This is a genomic window from Pseudomonas sp. AN3A02 (assembly GCF_011765255.1).
GTDB lineage: Bacteria > Pseudomonadota > Gammaproteobacteria > Pseudomonadales > Pseudomonadaceae > Aquipseudomonas.
The window spans coordinates 464775-482370 of the sequence record NZ_JAARNI010000004.1 but is presented as its reverse complement, the minus strand read 5'-3'; the positions used below and the strand labels follow the sequence as shown (position 1 = coordinate 482370).

The 17596-nt window shown below is 61.8% G+C and carries 15 protein-coding genes; 9 read left to right on the top strand and 6 right to left on the bottom strand.

Annotated features, from left to right (window positions below):
- Positions 1 to 94 precede the first annotated feature (94 nt).
- The 4 genes from edd (at position 95) to HBJ59_RS19165 (ending at position 5220) form a co-directional block, all read left to right on the top strand.
- Positions 95 to 1921: a phosphogluconate dehydratase gene (gene edd, locus HBJ59_RS19180; protein WP_167664441.1), complete on the top strand. Its 1827-nt coding sequence runs from the start codon at positions 95 to 97 to the stop codon at positions 1919 to 1921.
- Positions 1918 to 2874: a glucokinase gene (locus tag HBJ59_RS19175; RefSeq protein WP_167664440.1), complete on the top strand. Its 957-nt coding sequence runs from the start codon at positions 1918 to 1920 to the stop codon at positions 2872 to 2874. The genes edd and HBJ59_RS19175 overlap by 4 nt, the downstream gene beginning before the upstream one ends.
- Before the next feature lie 155 nt (positions 2875 to 3029).
- Positions 3030 to 3761, top strand: a complete 732-nt coding sequence (locus HBJ59_RS19170; protein WP_003214124.1) for a response regulator — start codon at positions 3030 to 3032, stop codon at positions 3759 to 3761.
- On the top strand, positions 3751 to 5220 hold the full coding sequence (locus tag HBJ59_RS19165; protein ID WP_167664439.1) for an ATP-binding protein: 1470 nt from the start codon (positions 3751 to 3753) through the stop codon (positions 5218 to 5220). Before HBJ59_RS19170 ends, HBJ59_RS19165 begins: the two co-directional genes overlap by 11 nt.
- 152 nt (positions 5221 to 5372) lie before the next feature.
- On the opposite strand, the gene HBJ59_RS19160 is transcribed toward HBJ59_RS19165, so the two are convergent.
- Entirely contained in the window at positions 5373 to 6302 is a 930-nt protein-coding gene (locus HBJ59_RS19160) for an AraC family transcriptional regulator (RefSeq protein ID WP_076017457.1), read from the bottom strand.
- A 327-nt stretch (positions 6303 to 6629) separates the two neighbouring features.
- Here HBJ59_RS19160 and HBJ59_RS19155 point away from each other — a divergent pair, with 327 nt between their 5' ends.
- Entirely contained in the window at positions 6630 to 6971 is a 342-nt protein-coding gene (locus tag HBJ59_RS19155) for an antibiotic biosynthesis monooxygenase family protein (protein ID WP_003214130.1), read from the top strand.
- A gap of 43 nt (positions 6972 to 7014) precedes the next feature.
- Positions 7015 to 7263 carry a hypothetical protein gene (locus HBJ59_RS19150; RefSeq protein WP_167664438.1) on the top strand — a complete coding sequence of 83 codons (249 nt, stop codon included), beginning with the start codon at positions 7015 to 7017 and terminating at the stop codon, positions 7261 to 7263.
- Between the two features lie 125 nt (positions 7264 to 7388).
- Here HBJ59_RS19150 and HBJ59_RS19145 read toward each other — a convergent pair whose 3' ends face one another.
- A complete protein-coding gene (locus HBJ59_RS19145) occupies positions 7389 to 8021 on the bottom strand; it encodes a flavin reductase family protein (RefSeq protein WP_167664437.1) in 633 nt (210 codons plus the stop codon).
- A gap of 193 nt (positions 8022 to 8214) precedes the next feature.
- Here HBJ59_RS19145 and HBJ59_RS19140 point away from each other — a divergent pair, with 193 nt between their 5' ends.
- The gene (locus HBJ59_RS19140) at positions 8215 to 8970 is read left to right on the top strand and encodes a hypothetical protein (RefSeq protein ID WP_167664436.1); all 756 of its coding nucleotides are present in this window, start codon (positions 8215 to 8217) and stop codon (positions 8968 to 8970) included.
- Positions 8971 to 9032: 62 nt separating this feature from the next.
- On the opposite strand, the gene HBJ59_RS19135 is transcribed toward HBJ59_RS19140, so the two are convergent.
- The 4 genes from HBJ59_RS19135 to HBJ59_RS19115 form a co-directional block, all read right to left on the bottom strand.
- Positions 9033 to 10352: an MFS transporter gene (locus HBJ59_RS19135; RefSeq protein ID WP_076017454.1), complete on the bottom strand. Its 1320-nt coding sequence runs from the start codon at positions 10350 to 10352 to the stop codon at positions 9033 to 9035.
- 289 nt (positions 10353 to 10641) lie between these two features.
- Positions 10642 to 11967, bottom strand: coding sequence for a sigma-54 dependent transcriptional regulator (locus HBJ59_RS19125; protein ID WP_167664435.1), 1326 nt, complete (start codon positions 11965 to 11967; stop codon positions 10642 to 10644).
- Positions 11961 to 13727 carry an ATP-binding protein gene (locus HBJ59_RS19120; RefSeq protein ID WP_076017452.1) on the bottom strand — a complete coding sequence of 589 codons (1767 nt, stop codon included), beginning with the start codon at positions 13725 to 13727 and terminating at the stop codon, positions 11961 to 11963. Before HBJ59_RS19120 ends, HBJ59_RS19125 begins: the two co-directional genes overlap by 7 nt.
- Before the next feature lie 202 nt (positions 13728 to 13929).
- The gene (locus HBJ59_RS19115) at positions 13930 to 15453 is read right to left on the bottom strand and encodes a fumarate hydratase (protein ID WP_167664434.1); all 1524 of its coding nucleotides are present in this window, start codon (positions 15451 to 15453) and stop codon (positions 13930 to 13932) included.
- Between the two features lie 299 nt (positions 15454 to 15752).
- On the opposite strand from HBJ59_RS19115, the gene HBJ59_RS19110 reads away from it, so the two are divergent.
- Positions 15753 to 16685, top strand: coding sequence for an iron-sulfur-binding ferredoxin reductase (locus tag HBJ59_RS19110; RefSeq protein WP_167664433.1), 933 nt, complete (start codon positions 15753 to 15755; stop codon positions 16683 to 16685).
- A gap of 30 nt (positions 16686 to 16715) precedes the next feature.
- On the top strand, positions 16716 to 17465 hold the full coding sequence (locus HBJ59_RS19105) for an enoyl-CoA hydratase-related protein (RefSeq protein ID WP_167664432.1): 750 nt from the start codon (positions 16716 to 16718) through the stop codon (positions 17463 to 17465).
- Positions 17466 to 17596 lie beyond the last annotated feature (131 nt).

The window sequence follows — 17596 nt, the reverse complement described above, 5'->3', positions numbered from 1 at the left end:
TTGGTCAAGCAACACCCTGCCAACCTCTTCGCGGCGGGCGTTTGACCAGCATAGACACTCAGGTCGCCACATCCGTTAGCCTGGAGTTCTATACATGCATCCCCGCGTACTTGAGGTCACCGAACGGCTTATCGCCCGCAGCCGTGCAACCCGTGAGGCATACCTTGCGCTCATTCGCGGCGCTGCCAGCGACGGCCCGATGCGCGGCAAGCTGCAATGCGCCAACTTTGCCCATGGCGTGGCCGGGTGCGGCACCGAAGACAAAAACAGCCTGCGCATGATGAACGCCGCTAACGTGGCAATTGTTTCGTCATATAACGACATGCTTTCGGCCCACCAGCCGTACGAACATTTCCCCGAGCAAATCAAGACAGCCCTGCGTGAAGTCGGCTCCGTGGGCCAGTTCGCCGGCGGCACCCCCGCCATGTGCGACGGCGTGACCCAGGGCGAGCCGGGCATGGAGCTCAGCTTGCTGAGCCGCGAAGTGATCGCGATGTCCACGGCGGTAGCGCTGTCCCACAACATGTTCGACGCCGCGCTGATGCTCGGCATCTGCGACAAGATCGTCCCGGGCCTGATGATGGGCGCCCTGCGCTACGGCCACCTGCCGATGATCTTCGTGCCGGGCGGGCCGATGCCGTCGGGGATCTCCAACAAACAGAAAGCCGACGTGCGCCAGCGCTACGCCGAAGGCAAGGCCACCCGCGAAGAGCTGCTGGAATCGGAGATGAAGTCCTACCACAGCCCTGGCACCTGCACCTTCTATGGCACCGCCAACACCAACCAGTTGCTGATGGAAGTGATGGGCCTGCACCTGCCGGGCGCCTCGTTCGTCAACCCGTACACGCCGCTGCGTGATGCCCTGACCCGCGAAGCTGCGCATCAGGTCACGCGCCTGACCAAGGCCAACGGTAACTTCACGCCGATCGGCGAGATCGTCGACGAGAAATCCATCGTCAACTCCATCGTCGCACTCAACGCCACCGGCGGTTCCACCAACCACACCCTGCACATGCCGGCCATTGCCATGTCGGCCGGTATCATCCTCACCTGGCAGGACATGGCTGACCTCTCCGAAGTCGTGCCGACCCTGTCCCACGTCTATCCAAACGGCAAGGCCGACATCAACCACTTCCAGGCGGCGGGCGGTATGTCGTTCCTGATCCGCGAACTGCTGGAAGCCGGCTTGCTCCACAACGATGTCAATACGGTGGCCGGTCATGGCCTGAGCCGCTACACCCAGGAACCGTTCCTGGTGGACGGCGAACTGGTGTGGCGCGAAGGACCGATCGAAAGCCTCGACGAAACGATCCTGCGCCCTGTGGCCCGTGCGTTTTCCCCGGAAGGCGGCTTGCGCGTAATGGAAGGCAACCTCGGTCGTGGGGTGATGAAAGTCTCCGCCGTGGCCCTTGAGCATCAAATCGTCGAAGCCCCGGCCGTGGTGTTCCAGGACCAACAAGACCTGGCCGATGCCTTCAAGGCTGGCCAGCTGGAAAAAGACTTCGTCGCGGTAATGCGCTTCCAGGGCCCGCGCTCCAACGGCATGCCGGAATTGCACAAGATGACGCCGTTCCTCGGCGTACTGCAGGACCGTGGTTTCAAAGTGGCGTTGGTAACAGACGGGCGCATGTCCGGCGCGTCGGGTAAGATTCCCGCCGCGATTCATGTCAACCCCGAAGCCCAGAGCGGCGGGCCACTGGCACGTGTGCGCGATGGCGATATTATTCGCGTGGATGGCGTCAAAGGCACCTTGGAGCTTAAGGTGGACGCCGAAGAATTTGCAGCGCGCGTGCCTGCCACGGGCCTTCTGGGCAATAACGTGGGGGCCGGTCGCGAGCTGTTTGCGTTTATGCGTTTGGCCGCAAGCTCCGCAGAGCAGGGCGCCAGCGCCTTTACCTCTGCCCTGGAGACACTTAAGTGAAGCTTGCGCTGGTCGGTGATATTGGGGGTACCAACGCCCGTTTTGCATTGTGGCGTGATCAGGAACTGCATTCGATCCGCGTCCACGCGACGGCGGATCATGCCAGCCCCGAAGAGGCGATCCAGGTCTATCTGAAGGAAGAAGGCCTGGCCGTCGGCTCGATCGGTGCGGTGTGCCTGTCGGTCGCCGGGCCGGTGAGCGGAGATGAATTTAAATTCACCAACAATCACTGGCGCCTGAGCAAGACTGCGTTCTGCAAGACCTTGCAGGTGGACGAACTGCTGCTGGTGAATGATTTCTCGGCCATGGCCCTGGGCATGACCCGCCTGAAACCGGACGAATTCCGCGTGGTTTGCGAAGGCACGCCGGAACCGTTGCGGCCTGCGGTGGTGATTGGCCCGGGCACCGGCCTGGGTGTCGGTACTTTGCTCGACCTCGGCAACGGCCGTTGGGCCGCATTGCCGGGGGAGGGCGGCCATGTCGACCTGCCGGTGAGCAGCCCGCGGGAAGCCCAGCTGTGGCAGCACATCCACAACGAGATCGGCCATGTCAGCGCTGAAACCGCCTTGAGCGGTGGCGGCCTGCCGAGGTTGTACCGGGCGATCTGCGCGGTGGACGGCCATGAAGCCGTGCTGGAAACCCCCGAGGCCATCACTGCCGCTGGCCTGGCTGGCGACCCGATTGCTTTGGAAGTGCTGGACCAGTTCAGTATCTGGCTGGGTCGCGTCGCCGGTAACAACGTGCTGACCACCGGCGGCCGTGGAGGGGTTTATATCGTTGGCGGCGTGATCCCGCGCTTTGCCGATTTCTTTATCAAGAGTGGTTTTGCCAAGAGTTTTTGCGACAAAGGCTGCATGAGCGACTACTTCAAAGGCATTCCGGTGTGGCTGGTGACGGCACCGTATTCAGGGTTGACAGGTGCTGGTGTGGCGCTTGAGCAGGCATTTGCGTAGGCAGTGATGGCCTCTTCGCGAGCAAGCCCGCTCCCACATTCAATCCCATTCCAACTGGATGAATGAGGTCGAATGTGGGAGCGGGCTTGCTCGCGAAGGCGGCCTCAAGGGCAACAAATGACTTAAGCTTGGCCATAACAACAAGGAGGGGCCCCGTGAGCGTAATCAGTAAATCCATTCTCCTGGTCGACGACGACCAGGAAATCCGCGAGTTGCTGCAAACCTACCTCAGCCGCGCCGGTTTCCAGGTGCGTGGCGTGCCGGATGGCGCGGGGTTCCGCCAGGCGATGAACGAAGCGCCGTGCGACCTGGTGATCCTTGATGTGATGCTGCCGGACGAAGATGGCTTCAGCCTCTGCCGCTGGATCCGCCAGCACCCGCGCCAGGCGCAGGTGCCGATCATCATGCTCACCGCCAGTTCCGACGAAGCCGACCGCGTGATCGGCCTGGAATTGGGCGCCGACGATTACATCGGCAAGCCCTTCAGTCCCCGCGAGTTGCAGGCGCGAATCAAGGCGCTGTTGCGGCGTTGCCAGTTTGGCCAGGAGCGCAGCGGCGGCGAGGTGCTGGTGTTTGGCGAGTGGCGCCTGGACATGGTCAGCCACCGGCTGTTCCACGTTGACGGTGAGGAAGTGATTCTCTCCGGCGCCGACTTCGCCCTGCTGAAGCTGTTCCTCGATCATCCCCAGCAAATCCTCGACCGCGACACCATTGGCAACGCCACCCGTGGCCGCGACCTGATGCCCCTCGACCGGATTGTCGACATGGCCGTCAGCCGCTTGCGCCAACGCCTGCGCGATACCGAAAAACCACCCCGGCTGATCCGCACCGTACGCGGCAGTGGCTATCAATTGGCAGCCAGCGTGGTTGCCGGCAATGCCCACTGAACGCCTGCGTGAACTACGCCGGCGAATCCCGGTACCGCGTTCGCTGCTGGGGCGGATGTTACTGCTGACCCTGTTGGCGGTGCTGTTTGCCCAGGCATTATCCAGCGTGATCTGGGTGTCGCAACTGCGCGCTACCCAGCTCGAAGGCCTGGTGACCGCTGCCCGCAGCCTGGCGCATTCGATGACCGCCAGCGTCAGTTATTTCCGTTCCTTGCCGGTGGCCTTTCGGCCCCTGGTGCTCGACCAATTGCGCAGCATGGGCGGCACGCGGTTTGTGGTGACCCTCAACGACAAGCCGCTGGACATGGCCGTGTTGCCGCAAACCCCACGTAAGCAAGCGGTACTCGGTGCCGTCGAAGAAGTATTGCGCCAGACCCTGGGCAGCGACGTGCATGTGTCGGTGGAATTCGTCAGTGCCGAAGACCTTCGTATCTTCAACGCCGGTTTGAAACTCGATGAACTGCCGCGCTCCTGGGCGCATTACGCGTTGACACTGGAACCGGTGAATCCGCCGGTGTTGGTGACCCAGATCCAATTGGCCCAGGGCGAATGGCTGTACATCGCCTCCTTGCTGCCCGAACCCTACACCAGCCTCGAAGAGCAAGGCCTGCCGTACCAGCAGGTGTGGTTTATCGTGCTCACCAGCGGCTTCCTGCTGCTGTTCATCGGCCTGTTGGTGCACTGGCAAAGCCGTCCGCTCAAGCGCCTGGCAAGGGCGGCGCGGGACATGTCCCTGGGCGCCGACGTGGAGCCAGTGGCCGAAGGCGGCGGCAGCGAAGTGGTGGAAGTGGGCCGCGCGTTTAATGCGATGCGCGAACGCATCAGCCGTTACCTGACCGAACGCAGCCAACTGTTCAGCGCAATTTCCCACGACTTGCGCACACCTATCACACGCCTGCGGTTGCGGGTGGAATTGCTGGAAGACGAAAACCTGCAAGTCAAATTCGGCCGCGACCTGGATGAACTGGAATTGCTGGTCAAAGGCGCGCTGCAGTGTGTGAAAGACACCGACATCCACGAAAACATCGAACCGGTGGACCTCAACCACGTACTCGACTGCCTGGTGGAACCGTACCTGGCACCCAACGGCAATGGCCGCGTGACCCAAACTGGCCGGGCATTCACGACTTACCCGGGCAAGCCGCTGGCGCTCAAGCGCTGCATCGGCAACCTGATCGACAACGCGTTGAAGTACGGGCAGAACGCCCATTTGCATATTGAAGACGATGGCGCAGAGTTCATCCTCCACGTCGACGACGAAGGCCCGGGCGTGCCGGAGCAGCGCCTGGAGCAGGTCTTTGAACCGCACTTCCGCCTGGCCGGGCAGCAACAGGGTTACGGCCTGGGCCTGGGCATCGCTCGCAATATCGCCCACAGCCATGGCGGTGAAGTGAGTTTGCAGAATCTGCGCGAGGGCGGTTTGCGGGTGACCTTGCAGCTGCCCCGCGGCCTGGATTAAACGCCACCCATACCGCAGCTGATTGAGTACTTGTGGCGAGGGAGCTTGCTCCCGTTGGACTGCGCAGCAGTCCCATCTTTTGGGGCCGCTTCGCGCCCCAACGGGAGCAAGCTCCCTCGCCACATTAGTAGTATCCGGCGTTATAACTGCGGTTAGACGCTCTGGCGCAACCGGGCCAGATCCCGCAATGGCGGCGCACCAAACAGCCGGCTGTATTCGCGGCTGAACTGCGAGGCGCTCTCATAGCCCACCCGATAACCCGCCGCCGAGGCTTCCAGGCCCTCGGCGATCATCAACCGTCGGGCTTCCTGCAAGCGCAACTGCTTCTGATACTGCAACGGGCTCATGGCGGTCATCGCCTTGAAGCGGTGGTGCAAGGTCGAAACGCTGAGGTTTACTTCCTTGGCCAGGTCATCAATACGCAGGGGCTGTTCGTAGTTGCCGTTCAACCAGGTGATCGCCTGGCTCACCCGATGGCTCTGACTGTTGGCGACGGCGATTTCATACAGCCGATATCCCTGCGGGCCACGCAACAAACGATAAAGAATTTCGCGATTGATCAACGGCGCCAGCATCGCGATGTCTTTCGGCGTGTCCAGCAATCGGGTCAGGCGCAGCACGGCGTCGAGTAGCTGGTTGTCCAGGCGGTCGACATACATCCCTCGGGAGGTCGGGCGCGGGGGCACGCCCATCGGCCCGGCTTCGGCAATCAGTGCGGTGATGTGTGCCGGATCGATATTCACTCGAATCGACAGGTTGGGGTCTTCCGGCGTGGCATCAAGGATGCGCCCGGCCACCGGCATCGCTACCGAAAACACCAGGTAATTGAGCGGGTCGTAGGCGAAGACTTCATCCGCCAGGCGCACTTCCTTGCTGCCCTGGGCCAGGATGCACAGCGCGGGTTCCACCAGCACAGGCGTGAATTCCCGTGGGGTGTTATGGCGGTTGAGGTACAGCGACGTGATCGCCGTGCCGTAGGAACCGTCCTCCCAAGTGTGCCGACGTACGATGCCGGCGAGTTCTGCGCGCTGCTTTTCCATGTCGGCGTCGAGGGGCGTGGAGCGAAGATCGGGCGACGGCATCGGACATCCTCTGGTGCTTTTGACGATGGGCACAGCTTAAAGGCGGCTTTGCAAAAAGCGGTACTTCGATTCTGCACAATCCTTGCCTGATCCTGCGATAAATCGTGAATCAGGCAAGCAGATGGCTGTCATGCTCCTGAAATACGGCAGTCATGCCGGGAATAAAACCCGCAGGCCGATTGCTATATCCACGCTTCTCGCAGGATTGTGCAATAAGCTGGCAGGAATCGACTAACCGCATCCACACCCGCGCCCGTATCTTTGATCCTGTGGCAACACGCCCTCACAGTGCTTGCCGAGCATCACTTCTCAACGGGAGAGTCGAACATGTCCACCCCCATTCCCGCGAGCCATATGGCCTTTATCCGTGCCCGTACCGGGTACAGCACCGAACTGGGTGCACGCTTGAGCAGTTTGATCGAACCGGGCCGCCAGGCTCAGGGTTGCCTGCAATTCTCGTTGCAGCACTCCCTGGCCGACCCGGATGTGTGGTTGGTGTCGGGCTTCTGGAGCAGCGAGCAGGCGATGAGTGCCTACTTCAGCTCGCCGGCGCTGATGGTCTTCACCGAGTTGTTGAACGACATGGTGGTTCGCAGCATGGACTTCCAGACCTTCACCGACGCCTCGGCAGCCAACGCCTACGGCGAGTACCTGCAACTGGCGGGTTAGTGCTTTAGAATGGCCGCCTTTCCCATTGGCCAGGACCTGCAACATGGCACGTAAAGAGTTTGCCCACCACGAAGCCGTTTCCGCCTTGGTGCGTGAAGGTGAGGGTGGCTACAGCGCCGCCATCGCCGTCAAGGCACTGGATGGCATGGGCGCACCGCGCTTTCACAAGATCCTCGATGGACAGAAATTCAAGACCGCTGATGACGCTGATGATGCCGCTGCTCTGCAACTGGAGCGCTTGGTCAATGTAGATGAAGACGGTCAGCTCTCTTGGGCAACTTCCGCCAACTAAAAACACCGCTGATCCAAATGTGGGAGCGGGCTTGCTCGCGAATGCGGTGGATCAGTTGGCATATGCATTGACTGACACGCCCCCTTCGCGAGCAAGCCCGCTCCCACATTTTTATCGCATTCCAATCAGCGTTGCGCGGCGCCTGGGCGGTACATTTTGAACAGCGCTTCCGGCCCCAACTGAAAATAATCCGCCGGGCCGCCTCCACGCAGGATCGGTTCGGCGGCAGCCGTGTCGTACACCCCGTCTTTCAACAGCCACTTGGCAATATGCACCGCGACCACTTCGCCAAGTACCAGCCAGCTTGGCACCAGTTCCTGGTCGGCGCGCTGCAGCTGAATGATCTGCGTCACCTTGCACTCGAACGACACCGGGCTCTCACCGACGCGAGGCACGGCGATCACCTTTGAAGCCACCGGCGTCAGGCCGGACAATTCAAACTCGTTGACCTCGGGCGAGACCGGTGCGCAACTCTGGTTCATCTGCTCGGCCAGCGGGCGGGTGGCCAGGTTCCACACGAATTCGCCAGTCTGTTCGATGTTGTTCAGGCTGTCTTTACGCCCGACGCTGGAGAATCCAATGATCGGCGGAATGTAGTTGAAGGCGTTGAAGAAACTGTAGGGCGCCAGGTTCAGGCGGCCCTCGCGGTCCTGGGACGAAATCCAGCCAATCGGGCGCGGGCCGACGATCGCATTGAACGGGTCATGGGGCAGGCCGTGGCCGTTGGCGGGTTCGTAGAAATGGATATCGTCGGACATGGCCGGGGTTCCTGCTGGTGGTTCTGGGGAGGGCACCATAGTGCAACCCAGCGCCGCGTATTTCTATCATGGGATGGAATTTTCATGCATCCCCCACCTATTTTTCACAGCTCCCGGTGCAGTCTGCGCGCCAGGTCGACACCCCCGATAAGTCGACCGATTGAATGACTGAGCCTTTGGAGCCTTCTGCACAATGAACAAACTTCCTCAGATCACCCTGGCGTTCTGGGTCATGAAAATCTGCGCCACGACCCTGGGCGAAACTGCCGGGGACTTGCTGTCGATGACCCTGAATGTCGGTTACGCCATCAGTTCGATGATCCTGATCAGCGTGTTCCTGGTCACCCTGGTGACGCAACTCTGGTCGAAAACCTACAACCCGGTGCTGTACTGGATCGTGATCCTGTCCACCAGCACCGCCGGCACCACCATGTCCGACTTTATGGACCGCACGCTCGGGTTGGGTTATGCCACGGGGTCGATGATTCTGGTGTCGATCCTGGTGGCGATCTTTGCCCTGTGGCGTATCAGCGGCGATTCGCTGAACGTGAACAAGGTCCAGACCTTTCGCGGTGAGCTGTTCTACTGGATGGCGATTCTGTTCTCCAACACCCTGGGCACGGCGCTGGGGGATTTCCTGGCAGACGATTCCGGTTTGGGGTTTGCCGGTGGCGCCTTACTGATCGGCGCGAGTATCGCGGTGGTGGTATTGCTTAAATACTTCACGCGGATTTCATCAGTGCTGCTGTTCTGGGTAGCGTTCGTGCTGACCCGGCCGTTCGGCGCAACTCTGGGGGACTTCCTGACTAAGCCCCATGAAAAGGGCGGGCTGGACTTTGGCACCATCGGCTCGTCGGCGGTGTTGGCGGCAGTGCTGGTGGTGATGATTGCCGGAGCGGCGTATGCCCAGCGCCGGTATGGGCGCCAGGAGGCTGCCGAGCTGTCTTGAGGCAAATGAAAAGGGGCTATGTCAGTCAATGACATGGCCCCTTTTTTACACCTGCCGAACCCTTAGTCCGTGGTAATCCGCGAATGCTTGCGGGTGTCCTTCATGGTCACGTACACCACCAGCGACACCGCAATACAGGCCGTCACGTACCAGTAGTAACCGGTTTCCATGCCGATGCTCTTGAACCACAGCGCGATGTATTCGGCGGTACCACCGAAGATCGACACGGTCAGTGCATACGGCAAGCCAACGCCCAGGGCGCGGATTTCAGTCGGGAACAGTTCGGCCTTCACCACCGCGTTGATCGAGGTGTAGCCACTGACGATGATCAGCGCCGCCATGATCAGGAAGAACGCGCCCCACCAGCTTTGGATGGTGTGCAGGGTGGTGAGGATCGGCACGGTGAACAGCGTGCCGAGGATGCCGAAGGCGATCAGGATCGGCCGGCGGCCGACCTTGTCCGACAGCCCGCCCACGATAGGTTGCAGGCACATGAACAGGAACAGCGTGGCCGCCGAAATGGTGGTGGAGTCGGAGATGCTCATACCGACGGTGTTCACCAGGTATTTCTGCATGTAGGTGGTGTAGGTGTAGAACGCCAGGGTGCCGCCCATGGTCAGGCCGACCACAGTCATCAGTTCCTTGGGGTGACGCATCAAGGTGCGCATCGCGCTTTCCTTGGCTTTTTCTTTCTTGGTGAACGACTCGGTTTCTTCCATGCCACGACGCAGGTACAGCGCCACTACCGCACACAGGGCGCCGATGGCGAACGGGATACGCCAGCCCCAGTCGTACAACTGCTCGGTAGTCAGTGTCTGTTGCAGCACGATCAGCACGCCGAGGGCGATGAGCTGGCCGGAGATCAGGGTCACGTACTGGAAGCTGGAGTAGAAACCCCGACGTTCCTTGGTCGCCATCTCGCTGAGGTAAGTGGCGGAGGTACCGTATTCACCCCCGACCGACAGGCCCTGCAGCAAACGGGCAAAGACCAGCAGGATCGGCGCACCGATACCAATGGCTTCATAACCCGGGCTCAGGGCAATCAGCAACGAGCCGAAGCACATCAGGTACACCGAGGCCATCAAGGCCTTTTTACGCCCGACTTTATCGGCGTACAGGCCCATCAGCCAGCCACCGATCGGACGCATCAGGAAACCCACGGCGAAGATCGCGGCGGTGTTCAACAGTTGGGCGGTGGTGTCGCCTTTCGGGAAAAAGGCCTTGGCGAAGTACAGGGAGAATGCAGCGTAGACGTACCAGTCGTACCACTCGACCATGTTGCCGACCGATCCGCTGAAGATCGACTTGATGCGGCTGGAAGTGGTGCGAACTTTTGCCGGCGCAGCCGCCGACCCCAGAGGCAGGGAGTTGGAGTTATCCATTTAAGGATCCTTCATCTAATTGTTTTTGTGGAGCGCGCGCAAGCGCAGCCTGGCTGGGCTATAGCAGAAGCTGTGCCAAAGAGGTTAGGGCCCGGTCTAGAAGGGTTACAGGATTTTTTTGAGCGGAAAGTCGCTGATGATTGATGGGTGATGAGCGGAAATCCGCCGACGAAGATCGCTCCCACGCTCTGCGTGGGAGCGCATCCTGTGACGCTCCGCGTCACGATTTTAAGGGCGGACGCGGAGCGTCCAGAGCTGCATTCCCATGCAGAGCGTGGGAACGATCGGATTAGAGGAACGTGTCCCGCGCCAAGCCATGGCGCTGCATTTTTTCATTGAAGGTGCGCCGAGGCAGCTGCAGCTCGGCCAGCACCGCCTTGATATCGCCCTTGTGCCGGGTCAACGCGGCTTTCAGGCAATGGGCTTCAAACGCTTCCTGCTGCGCCGCCAAAGATTGCCCGGCTTCGATGCCTTCCGGCTCCGGTTCACCCAGCCCCAGCACCTGGCGTTCAGCGACGTTGGCCAACTCTCGTACGTTGCCCGGCCAGTCATGGCTGAGCAGGCGGCCCAGCGCCGGCCCGCTCAATGGAGTGAAGCTGCGGCCCAGGCGTTCGGCGGCGCTTTGCGCAAAGTGTTCGAACAGCAGCGGAATGTCTTCCCGGCGTTCCCGCAGCGGTGGCAGGCGCAGTTGCGCGACGGTCAGGCGGTAGGCCAAATCCTCACGAAAACGCCCGGCGCGGGCTTCGTCCAACAGGTCGGGCTTGGTGGCGGCGATGATCCGCAAGTCCACCTTGATGCTTTGATTGGAGCCGAGCCGTTCGAGTTTTTGCTCCTGCAACACCCGCAGCAATTTCACCTGCTGGGCCAGGGGCATGCTTTCAATCTCATCGAGAAACAGCGTGCCACCGTCGGCATACTCCAGCTTGCCGATGCGCTTGCCTTGGGCACCGGTAAACGCGCCACTTTCATGGCCGAACAACTCGGCTTCAAACAGCTGCTCGGGAATCGCCGCGCAGTTCAGCGCCACAAATGGTTTCTTCGCCCGGGGGCCGAAATCATGCAGGCAACGGGCGACCAGTTCCTTGCCGCTGCCGGTTTCGCCGCGAATCAACACATTGACCGGCAGGCCCGCCAGGTCCAGCACTTGCCGGCGCAGGTTCTGCAAACCTCGCGACACCCCCAGCAGGCTCGATTCCAGCTGGGCCCGGTGATCGGCCTGTTGATGCAAGCGGCGGTTTTCCAAGACCAGCCCGCGCTTGTCCAGCGCCCGGCGCAGGCTGCTGAGCAGGGCTTCGGGGCTGAAGGGTTTTTCGAGGAAGTCGTAGGCGCCGTCGCGCATGGCTTCGACGGCCATCGGCACATCGCCGTGGCCGGTGAGCAGAATCACCGGCAGGTCGGCGTCGCGCCGCTGCACTTCGGCCAGCAACTCCAGGCCGCTGAGGCCGGGCATGCGCACGTCGCTCAGGATCACCCCGGGAAAGTCCCTGGGCAATTGCGCCAGGCATTCCTCGGCGCGGCTGAACAACTGCACGTCAAAGCCCGACAGGCTCAGCCATTGCTCGACGGCCGTGCGAATGCTGGCTTCGTCATCGACCACAATCACCGCGTTCAACATAGGTCAGGTGTCTCCAGGGCGATGGGCAAGGTCAGGGTAAAGATCGCCCCGTCACCGTGATTACCGGCGTTCAGGCGGCCGCCGAGTTCGTGGACGATAGCGTACGACACTGCGAGCCCCAAACCGAGCCCGTCGCCCACCGGCTTGGTGGTGAAGAACGGGTCGAACACGCTGTTGAGATTTTCTTCGGCAATCCCGCCACCGCTATCGCTGACGGTCAGGCACCACAGCTGTTGATCGGCGTGCAGGCGGATTTCGAGGCGTTTGCGGGGTTTGTCGGCCATGGCGTCGAGGGCGTTGCGCAGCAGGTTGATCAGCACCTGTTCCAGGCGGATCGCGTCGCCACGTACCCAGGCCGGGCGGGTCAAATCCAGGACGGTACCGATGGCTTCGTCACGCAGGCGCGCGTCGAGCAAATGCAGGGACTGGTCCACCACCGTGGCCAGGTCGAGGCGTTCGCGCAGGCCGCTGGGGCTCTTGCGGGCGAAGGTCTTGAGGTGGCCGGTGAGCGCGGCCATGCGCGTGAGCATATCGTCCAGAGGCGTCAGGGCCTGGTAGGCGTCATCCACCCGGCCGTGATCCAGCAGCAGCCGCAGGGTCGCCAGCTGCATGCGCTGGGCGGTCAGTGGCTGGTTGATTTCGTGGGCCAGGGCCGCTGACATTTGCCCCAGCGCCGCCAGTTTGGCGGACTGCACCAAACCATCCTGGGCGGTACGCAGGGCGCGGGTGCGTTCTTCCACCAATTGTTCGAGTTCTTCGCGGCTGCGCTGGCGCAGGCGGGCCAGGCGCCAGCGTTGGGTCAGGAACAGCACCAGGAACACCAGCGCCAGCCACGAACCGGCGGCGGCGAGGCCGGCATTGCGTTGGTCCTCAAAGGCAACCTGTGGCTTGCGCAACAGGTGCAAGGTCCAGCCTTCGGCTTTCAGCGGCAGGGATTCCCAGATGTAGTTGGCCTTGCCGTCGGGGCCGTCGACGCGCATCAGGTGGCTGTTTTCATCAAATCGCTGCAGGACTTCGGCGTCCAGCGGCAGCAGCTGTTTCTTGTCGTATTGGCGAGTGGCCTTGAGTTCGGCATGGTCGCTGTCCGACAACGCACGCAGTGCGCGGTAGCGCCAGCCCGGTTGATTGGCGATAAACACAATGCCCCGGGCATCGCTGACCAGCAGCAGGTCGTTGCCCTGAGCCCACTCGCGTTCCAGTTCCGGGAACTCCAGCTTGACCACCATGGCACCGAGGAACTGTTCGTTTTCGCCAACCACCGCATTGGAGAGGAAATACCCCGGAATCCCGGTAGTCACCCCCACCGCATAAAAGCGTCCGGTGCCTTGGCTCAGGGTTTGGCTGAAGTACGGGCGAAACGCATAGTTATGCCCCACATAACTGCTGGGCAAATTCCAGTTGCTGGCGGCCACGGCCAGGCCGTTGCGGTCCATCAGTTCCAGTGTGGAAGACTGGGCGGCGCCGTTGATGCGCTCCAGTTTGCGGTTGAGCAAATCCTGGGTGGCAGTGTCCAGCGGGCCCTTCAAGGCGCTGATCATTTCCGAGTCCAGTGCCAGTACGGCGGGCAGGGCGCGGTAACGTTCGATCAGGGTGTGCAGGGAGTTGGCGTACAGCGCGAGTTGCTGATTGGCGCGGGCAGCGTCATCCACCAGGGCCAGGCGTTCGGCGTGGCGGGTGGCCAGTGCGGCAGCCAGCATCGCGCCGGCGATGATCAGCAGGGAGTAGAAGGTCAAACGCAACGGGCGGGGAATCGCGATCATACGAAGATGAACAGTGCAATTAGGGGCGAGCACCATAGCACGCAGCGCATGGCTTGTTGCGAGGGGAGGGCTTGTCCTGTGGCGAGGGGGCTTGTCCCCCGTTGGAGTGCGCAGCGCTCCCTCTTTTTTTCGGGGCCGCTGCGCAGCCCAACGGGGGGCAAGCCCCCTCGCCACAAGGTCATTTATCCCGCAGGGGAAATGCTTACTGCACTTCTACCGCCAGGCTTTCACTGATCCTTTTCTGCCAGATGGCAGGACCGGTGATGTGTACCGACTCGCCCTTGCTGTCCACTGCAACGGTGACCGGCATGTCTTTCACGTCGAACTCGTAGATCGCTTCCATGCCCAGTTCGGCGAACGCCACGACGCGGGATTTCTTGATGGCCTGGGCCACCAGGTAAGCCGCGCCACCCACTGCCATCAGGTAAACCGCCTTGTGGTCCTTGATCGCTTCGATAGCGGTCGGGCCGCGCTCGGATTTGCCGATCATGCCCAACAGGCCGGTTTGCTCGAGGATCTGGCGGGTGAACTTGTCCATCCGCGTGGCGGTGGTCGGACCGGCAGGCCCAACGACTTCTTCGCGCACCGGATCAACCGGGCCGACGTAGTAGATAAAGCGACCCTTGAGGTCCACCGGCAGGGTTTCGCCCTTGTTCAGCATCTCGACCATGCGCTTGTGCGCCGCGTCGCGACCGGTGAGCATCTTGCCGTTGAGCAGTACGGTTTCGCCCGGCTTCCAGCTCTGCACGTCTTCCGGGGTCAGGGTGTCGAGGTTGACGCGACGGGCCGACGGGCCGGCTTCCCAGACGATTTCCGGGTAGGCGTCCAGCGGTGGCGCTTCCAGCGACGCGGGGCCCGAACCGTCGAGCACGAAGTGCGCATGACGGGTGGCGGCGCAGTTGGGGATCATGCACACCGGCAGCGAGGCCGCGTGGGTCGGGTAGTCCATGATTTTCACGTCGAGCACGGTGGTCAGGCCACCCAGGCCCTGGGCGCCGATGCCCAGTTGGTTGACCTTCTCGAACAGCTCCAGGCGCATCTCTTCGATACGGTTGGACGGGCCGCGCTTCTTCAGCTCGTGGATGTCGATGGATTCCATCAACACTTCCTTGGCCATTACGGCGGCCTTCTCGGCGGTGCCGCCGATGCCGATGCCGAGCATGCCCGGTGGGCACCAGCCGGCGCCCATGGTCGGAACGGTCTTCAGTACCCAGTCGACGATCGAGTCGGACGGGTTGAGCATGGCCATTTTCGACTTGTTCTCGGAACCACCGCCCTTGGCGGCCACGTCCACTTCCACGGTGTTACCCGGGACGATGGAGTAGTGGATCACGGCAGGGGTGTTGTCCTTGGTATTTTTACGCGCACCGGCCGGGTCGGCGAGGATCGAAGCCCGCAGGACGTTTTCCGGCAGGTTGTAGGCCTGGCGCACGCCTTGGTTGATCATGTCGTCCAGGCTCATGGTGGCGCCATCCCAGCGCACGTCCATGCCTACACGTACGAATACGGTGACGATGCCGGTGTCCTGGCAGATCGGGCGGTGGCCGGTGGCACACATGCGCGAGTTGATCAGGATCTGAGCCATGGAGTCACGGGCCGCTGGCGATTCTTCGCGCAGGTAGGCTTCGTGCATCGCCTGGATGAAGTCAACGGGATGGTAGTAGGAAATGAATTGCAGGGCGTCGGCAACGCTCTGAATCAGGTCGTCTTGCTTGATCACGGTCATGAGTCGCGCTCCTCTATAAGGGAACATTCAATAAAGGTGTCTTCAGTAGGGTGAATCGGTCGGCTGAAGGCACCTTTCCAAGGCACGCCGTATGGTGCTGGCGCGACGCTAAAAAGGCGCGGCAGTATAACCCGCCACGGTGGCTGATACACCCGACTATGGTCATGAGTGCCGGTCCCGATTCACTGTAGGAGCGAGCTTGCTCGCGAAAAACGTGAATCTGATGGGTTTCGCCAGCCTCCCCGCGTTATCGTTAGCGACCTTCGCGAGCAAGCTCGCTCCTACAGTTGAAGAGTTTTATGCCTGAACTTCACGTCGGCGAACGCCACTGGTCGGTAGCCGCCGGCAGCAACCTGCTGGATGCCCTGAACCAGGCGGGTGTGGCTGTGCCTTACAGCTGCCGCGCCGGCAGTTGCCATGCCTGCCTGGTGCGCTGCCAGGGTGACCTTCTGGACAATCAACCAGATGCCCTGAGCCCGGCGCAACGCCAGGACGGCTGGCGCCTGGCCTGTCAGTGCCAGGTCACAGGTGATTTGCAAGTCGAGGCGTTTGACCCGCTGCGTGACGGGCTGCCCGCGACGGTGCTGAGCGTCGATTGGATGAACCCGACGGTGCTACGCCTGCGGCTGCAACCCGAGCGCGGCTTGCGCTACCGGGCGGGGCAGCATCTGGTGCTGTGGGCGGGCAGCACTGCGCGGCCTTACTCTCTGGCCAGCCTGCCCCAGGAAGATCCGTTTCTCGAGTTTCATATCGATTGCCGCCTGCCCGGCGAGTTCAGCGACGCCGCCCGCCAGTTCAAGGCCGGTGACAGCCTGCGCCTGGGCGAACTGCGGGGCGGGGCGTTGCAGTACGACCCCGACTGGCAATCCCGGCCGCTCTGGCTGCTGGCCTCGGGCACCGGACTAGGCCCGCTGTGGGGCGTGTTACGTGAGGCCTTGCGCCAGGATCATCAAGGCGCCATCCGGGTCATTCACCTGGCCCATGACGCTGGCGGTCATTATCTGGCCGAGCCGTTGGCGCAGCTGGCTGCGGCGCATCCGAACGTGACGGTCGAGTTATGGACGGCGGCCGGGTCGACTGACGCTTTGGCGCAACTGCGGCTTGTTTCCCGGCAAACTCTGGCCTTACTCTGCGGGCACCCTGCCAGCGTCGAGGCCTTTTCCAAGCGCCTGTTCCTGGCCGGACTGCCGCGCAATCAACTGCTGGCCGATGTGTTCCTGCCCCGTGGTTGAGCGCTGAATTTTCCAGCCGCGAGATTTACCATGACCGATGCCATCCTGCAGCAACGCGAGCGCGGGTTGCTGATCCTGCAGCTCAACCGCCCGGACAAAAAAAACGCCCTGACCCGCGCCATGTACAGCCAACTGGCCGAAGCACTGGAGCAGGCGGATGCCGATACCAGCGTCAACGCTGTGTTGATCCAGGGCAGCAGTGAGTGCTTCACCGCCGGTAACGATATTGGCGACTTCCTTGAACAACCGCCGGCTGATCTCGACAGCCCGGTGTTTCACTTCATGCGCAGCTTGCTCAATTGCCGCAAGCCGGTGATTGCGGCGGTGGCAGGCGTGGCGGTGGGGATTGGTACGACGCTGCTGCTGCATTGTGACCTGGTGTATATCAGCCGGGACGCGCGGTTGCGCATGCCGTTCGTCAACCTGGGGCTGTGCCCGGAGTTTGGCTCCAGCTTGATCCTGCCGCGTTTGCTGGGGCATGCCAAGGCGGCGGAGTTGTTGCTGTTGGGTGAAGGTTTTACCGGTGAGCAGGCTGCCGCTTGGGGCATTGCAACTGAGGCATTGGGCAGCGGCGAATCGGCGTTGGCCAAGGCGCGGGAAGTCGCCGCACGCTTTGAAACCCTGGCGCCGGGTGCGGTGCAGGTCAGCAAGCATCTGATGAAAAGCGTCGATCGCGAGCAGTTGCGCAGGGTGATCGAGGAGGAGGGCGCGTTGTTTACCCAGCGGTTGAAGTCGCCGGAAGCGATTGCGGCGTTGTCGGCTTTTATCACTCGGCGATGAATGTGTGTTGACTGGTCGGACGTCTTCGCGAGCAAGCCCGCTCCCACATTTAACCGAGTACATCCTGAAGAAATACGGTCGAAAGTGGGAGCGGGCTTGCTCGCGAAGAGGCCAGTGAAGCCAATACAAAA

Bases quoted from the DNA above. Each gene is read 5' to 3' on its own strand.
- edd (WP_167664441.1), top strand. From the start codon at position 95: ATGCATCCCCGCGTACTTGAGGTCACCGAACGGCTTATCGCCCGCAGC.
- HBJ59_RS19165 (WP_167664439.1), top strand. From the start codon at position 3,751: ATGCCCACTGAACGCCTGCGTGAACTACGCCGGCGAATCCCGGTACCG.
- HBJ59_RS19160 (WP_076017457.1), bottom strand. From the start codon at position 6,302: ATGCCGTCGCCCGATCTTCGCTCCACGCCCCTCGACGCCGACATGGAA.
- HBJ59_RS19155 (WP_003214130.1), top strand. From the start codon at position 6,630: ATGTCCACCCCCATTCCCGCGAGCCATATGGCCTTTATCCGTGCCCGT.
- HBJ59_RS19150 (WP_167664438.1), top strand. From the start codon at position 7,015: ATGGCACGTAAAGAGTTTGCCCACCACGAAGCCGTTTCCGCCTTGGTG.
- HBJ59_RS19145 (WP_167664437.1), bottom strand. From the start codon at position 8,021: ATGTCCGACGATATCCATTTCTACGAACCCGCCAACGGCCACGGCCTG.
- HBJ59_RS19140 (WP_167664436.1), top strand. From the start codon at position 8,215: ATGAACAAACTTCCTCAGATCACCCTGGCGTTCTGGGTCATGAAAATC.
- HBJ59_RS19135 (WP_076017454.1), bottom strand. From the start codon at position 10,352: ATGGATAACTCCAACTCCCTGCCTCTGGGGTCGGCGGCTGCGCCGGCA.
- HBJ59_RS19125 (WP_167664435.1), bottom strand. From the start codon at position 11,967: ATGTTGAACGCGGTGATTGTGGTCGATGACGAAGCCAGCATTCGCACG.
- HBJ59_RS19120 (WP_076017452.1), bottom strand. From the start codon at position 13,727: ATGATCGCGATTCCCCGCCCGTTGCGTTTGACCTTCTACTCCCTGCTG.
- HBJ59_RS19115 (WP_167664434.1), bottom strand. From the start codon at position 15,453: ATGACCGTGATCAAGCAAGACGACCTGATTCAGAGCGTTGCCGACGCC.
- HBJ59_RS19110 (WP_167664433.1), top strand. From the start codon at position 15,753: ATGCCTGAACTTCACGTCGGCGAACGCCACTGGTCGGTAGCCGCCGGC.
- HBJ59_RS19105 (WP_167664432.1), top strand. From the start codon at position 16,716: ATGACCGATGCCATCCTGCAGCAACGCGAGCGCGGGTTGCTGATCCTG.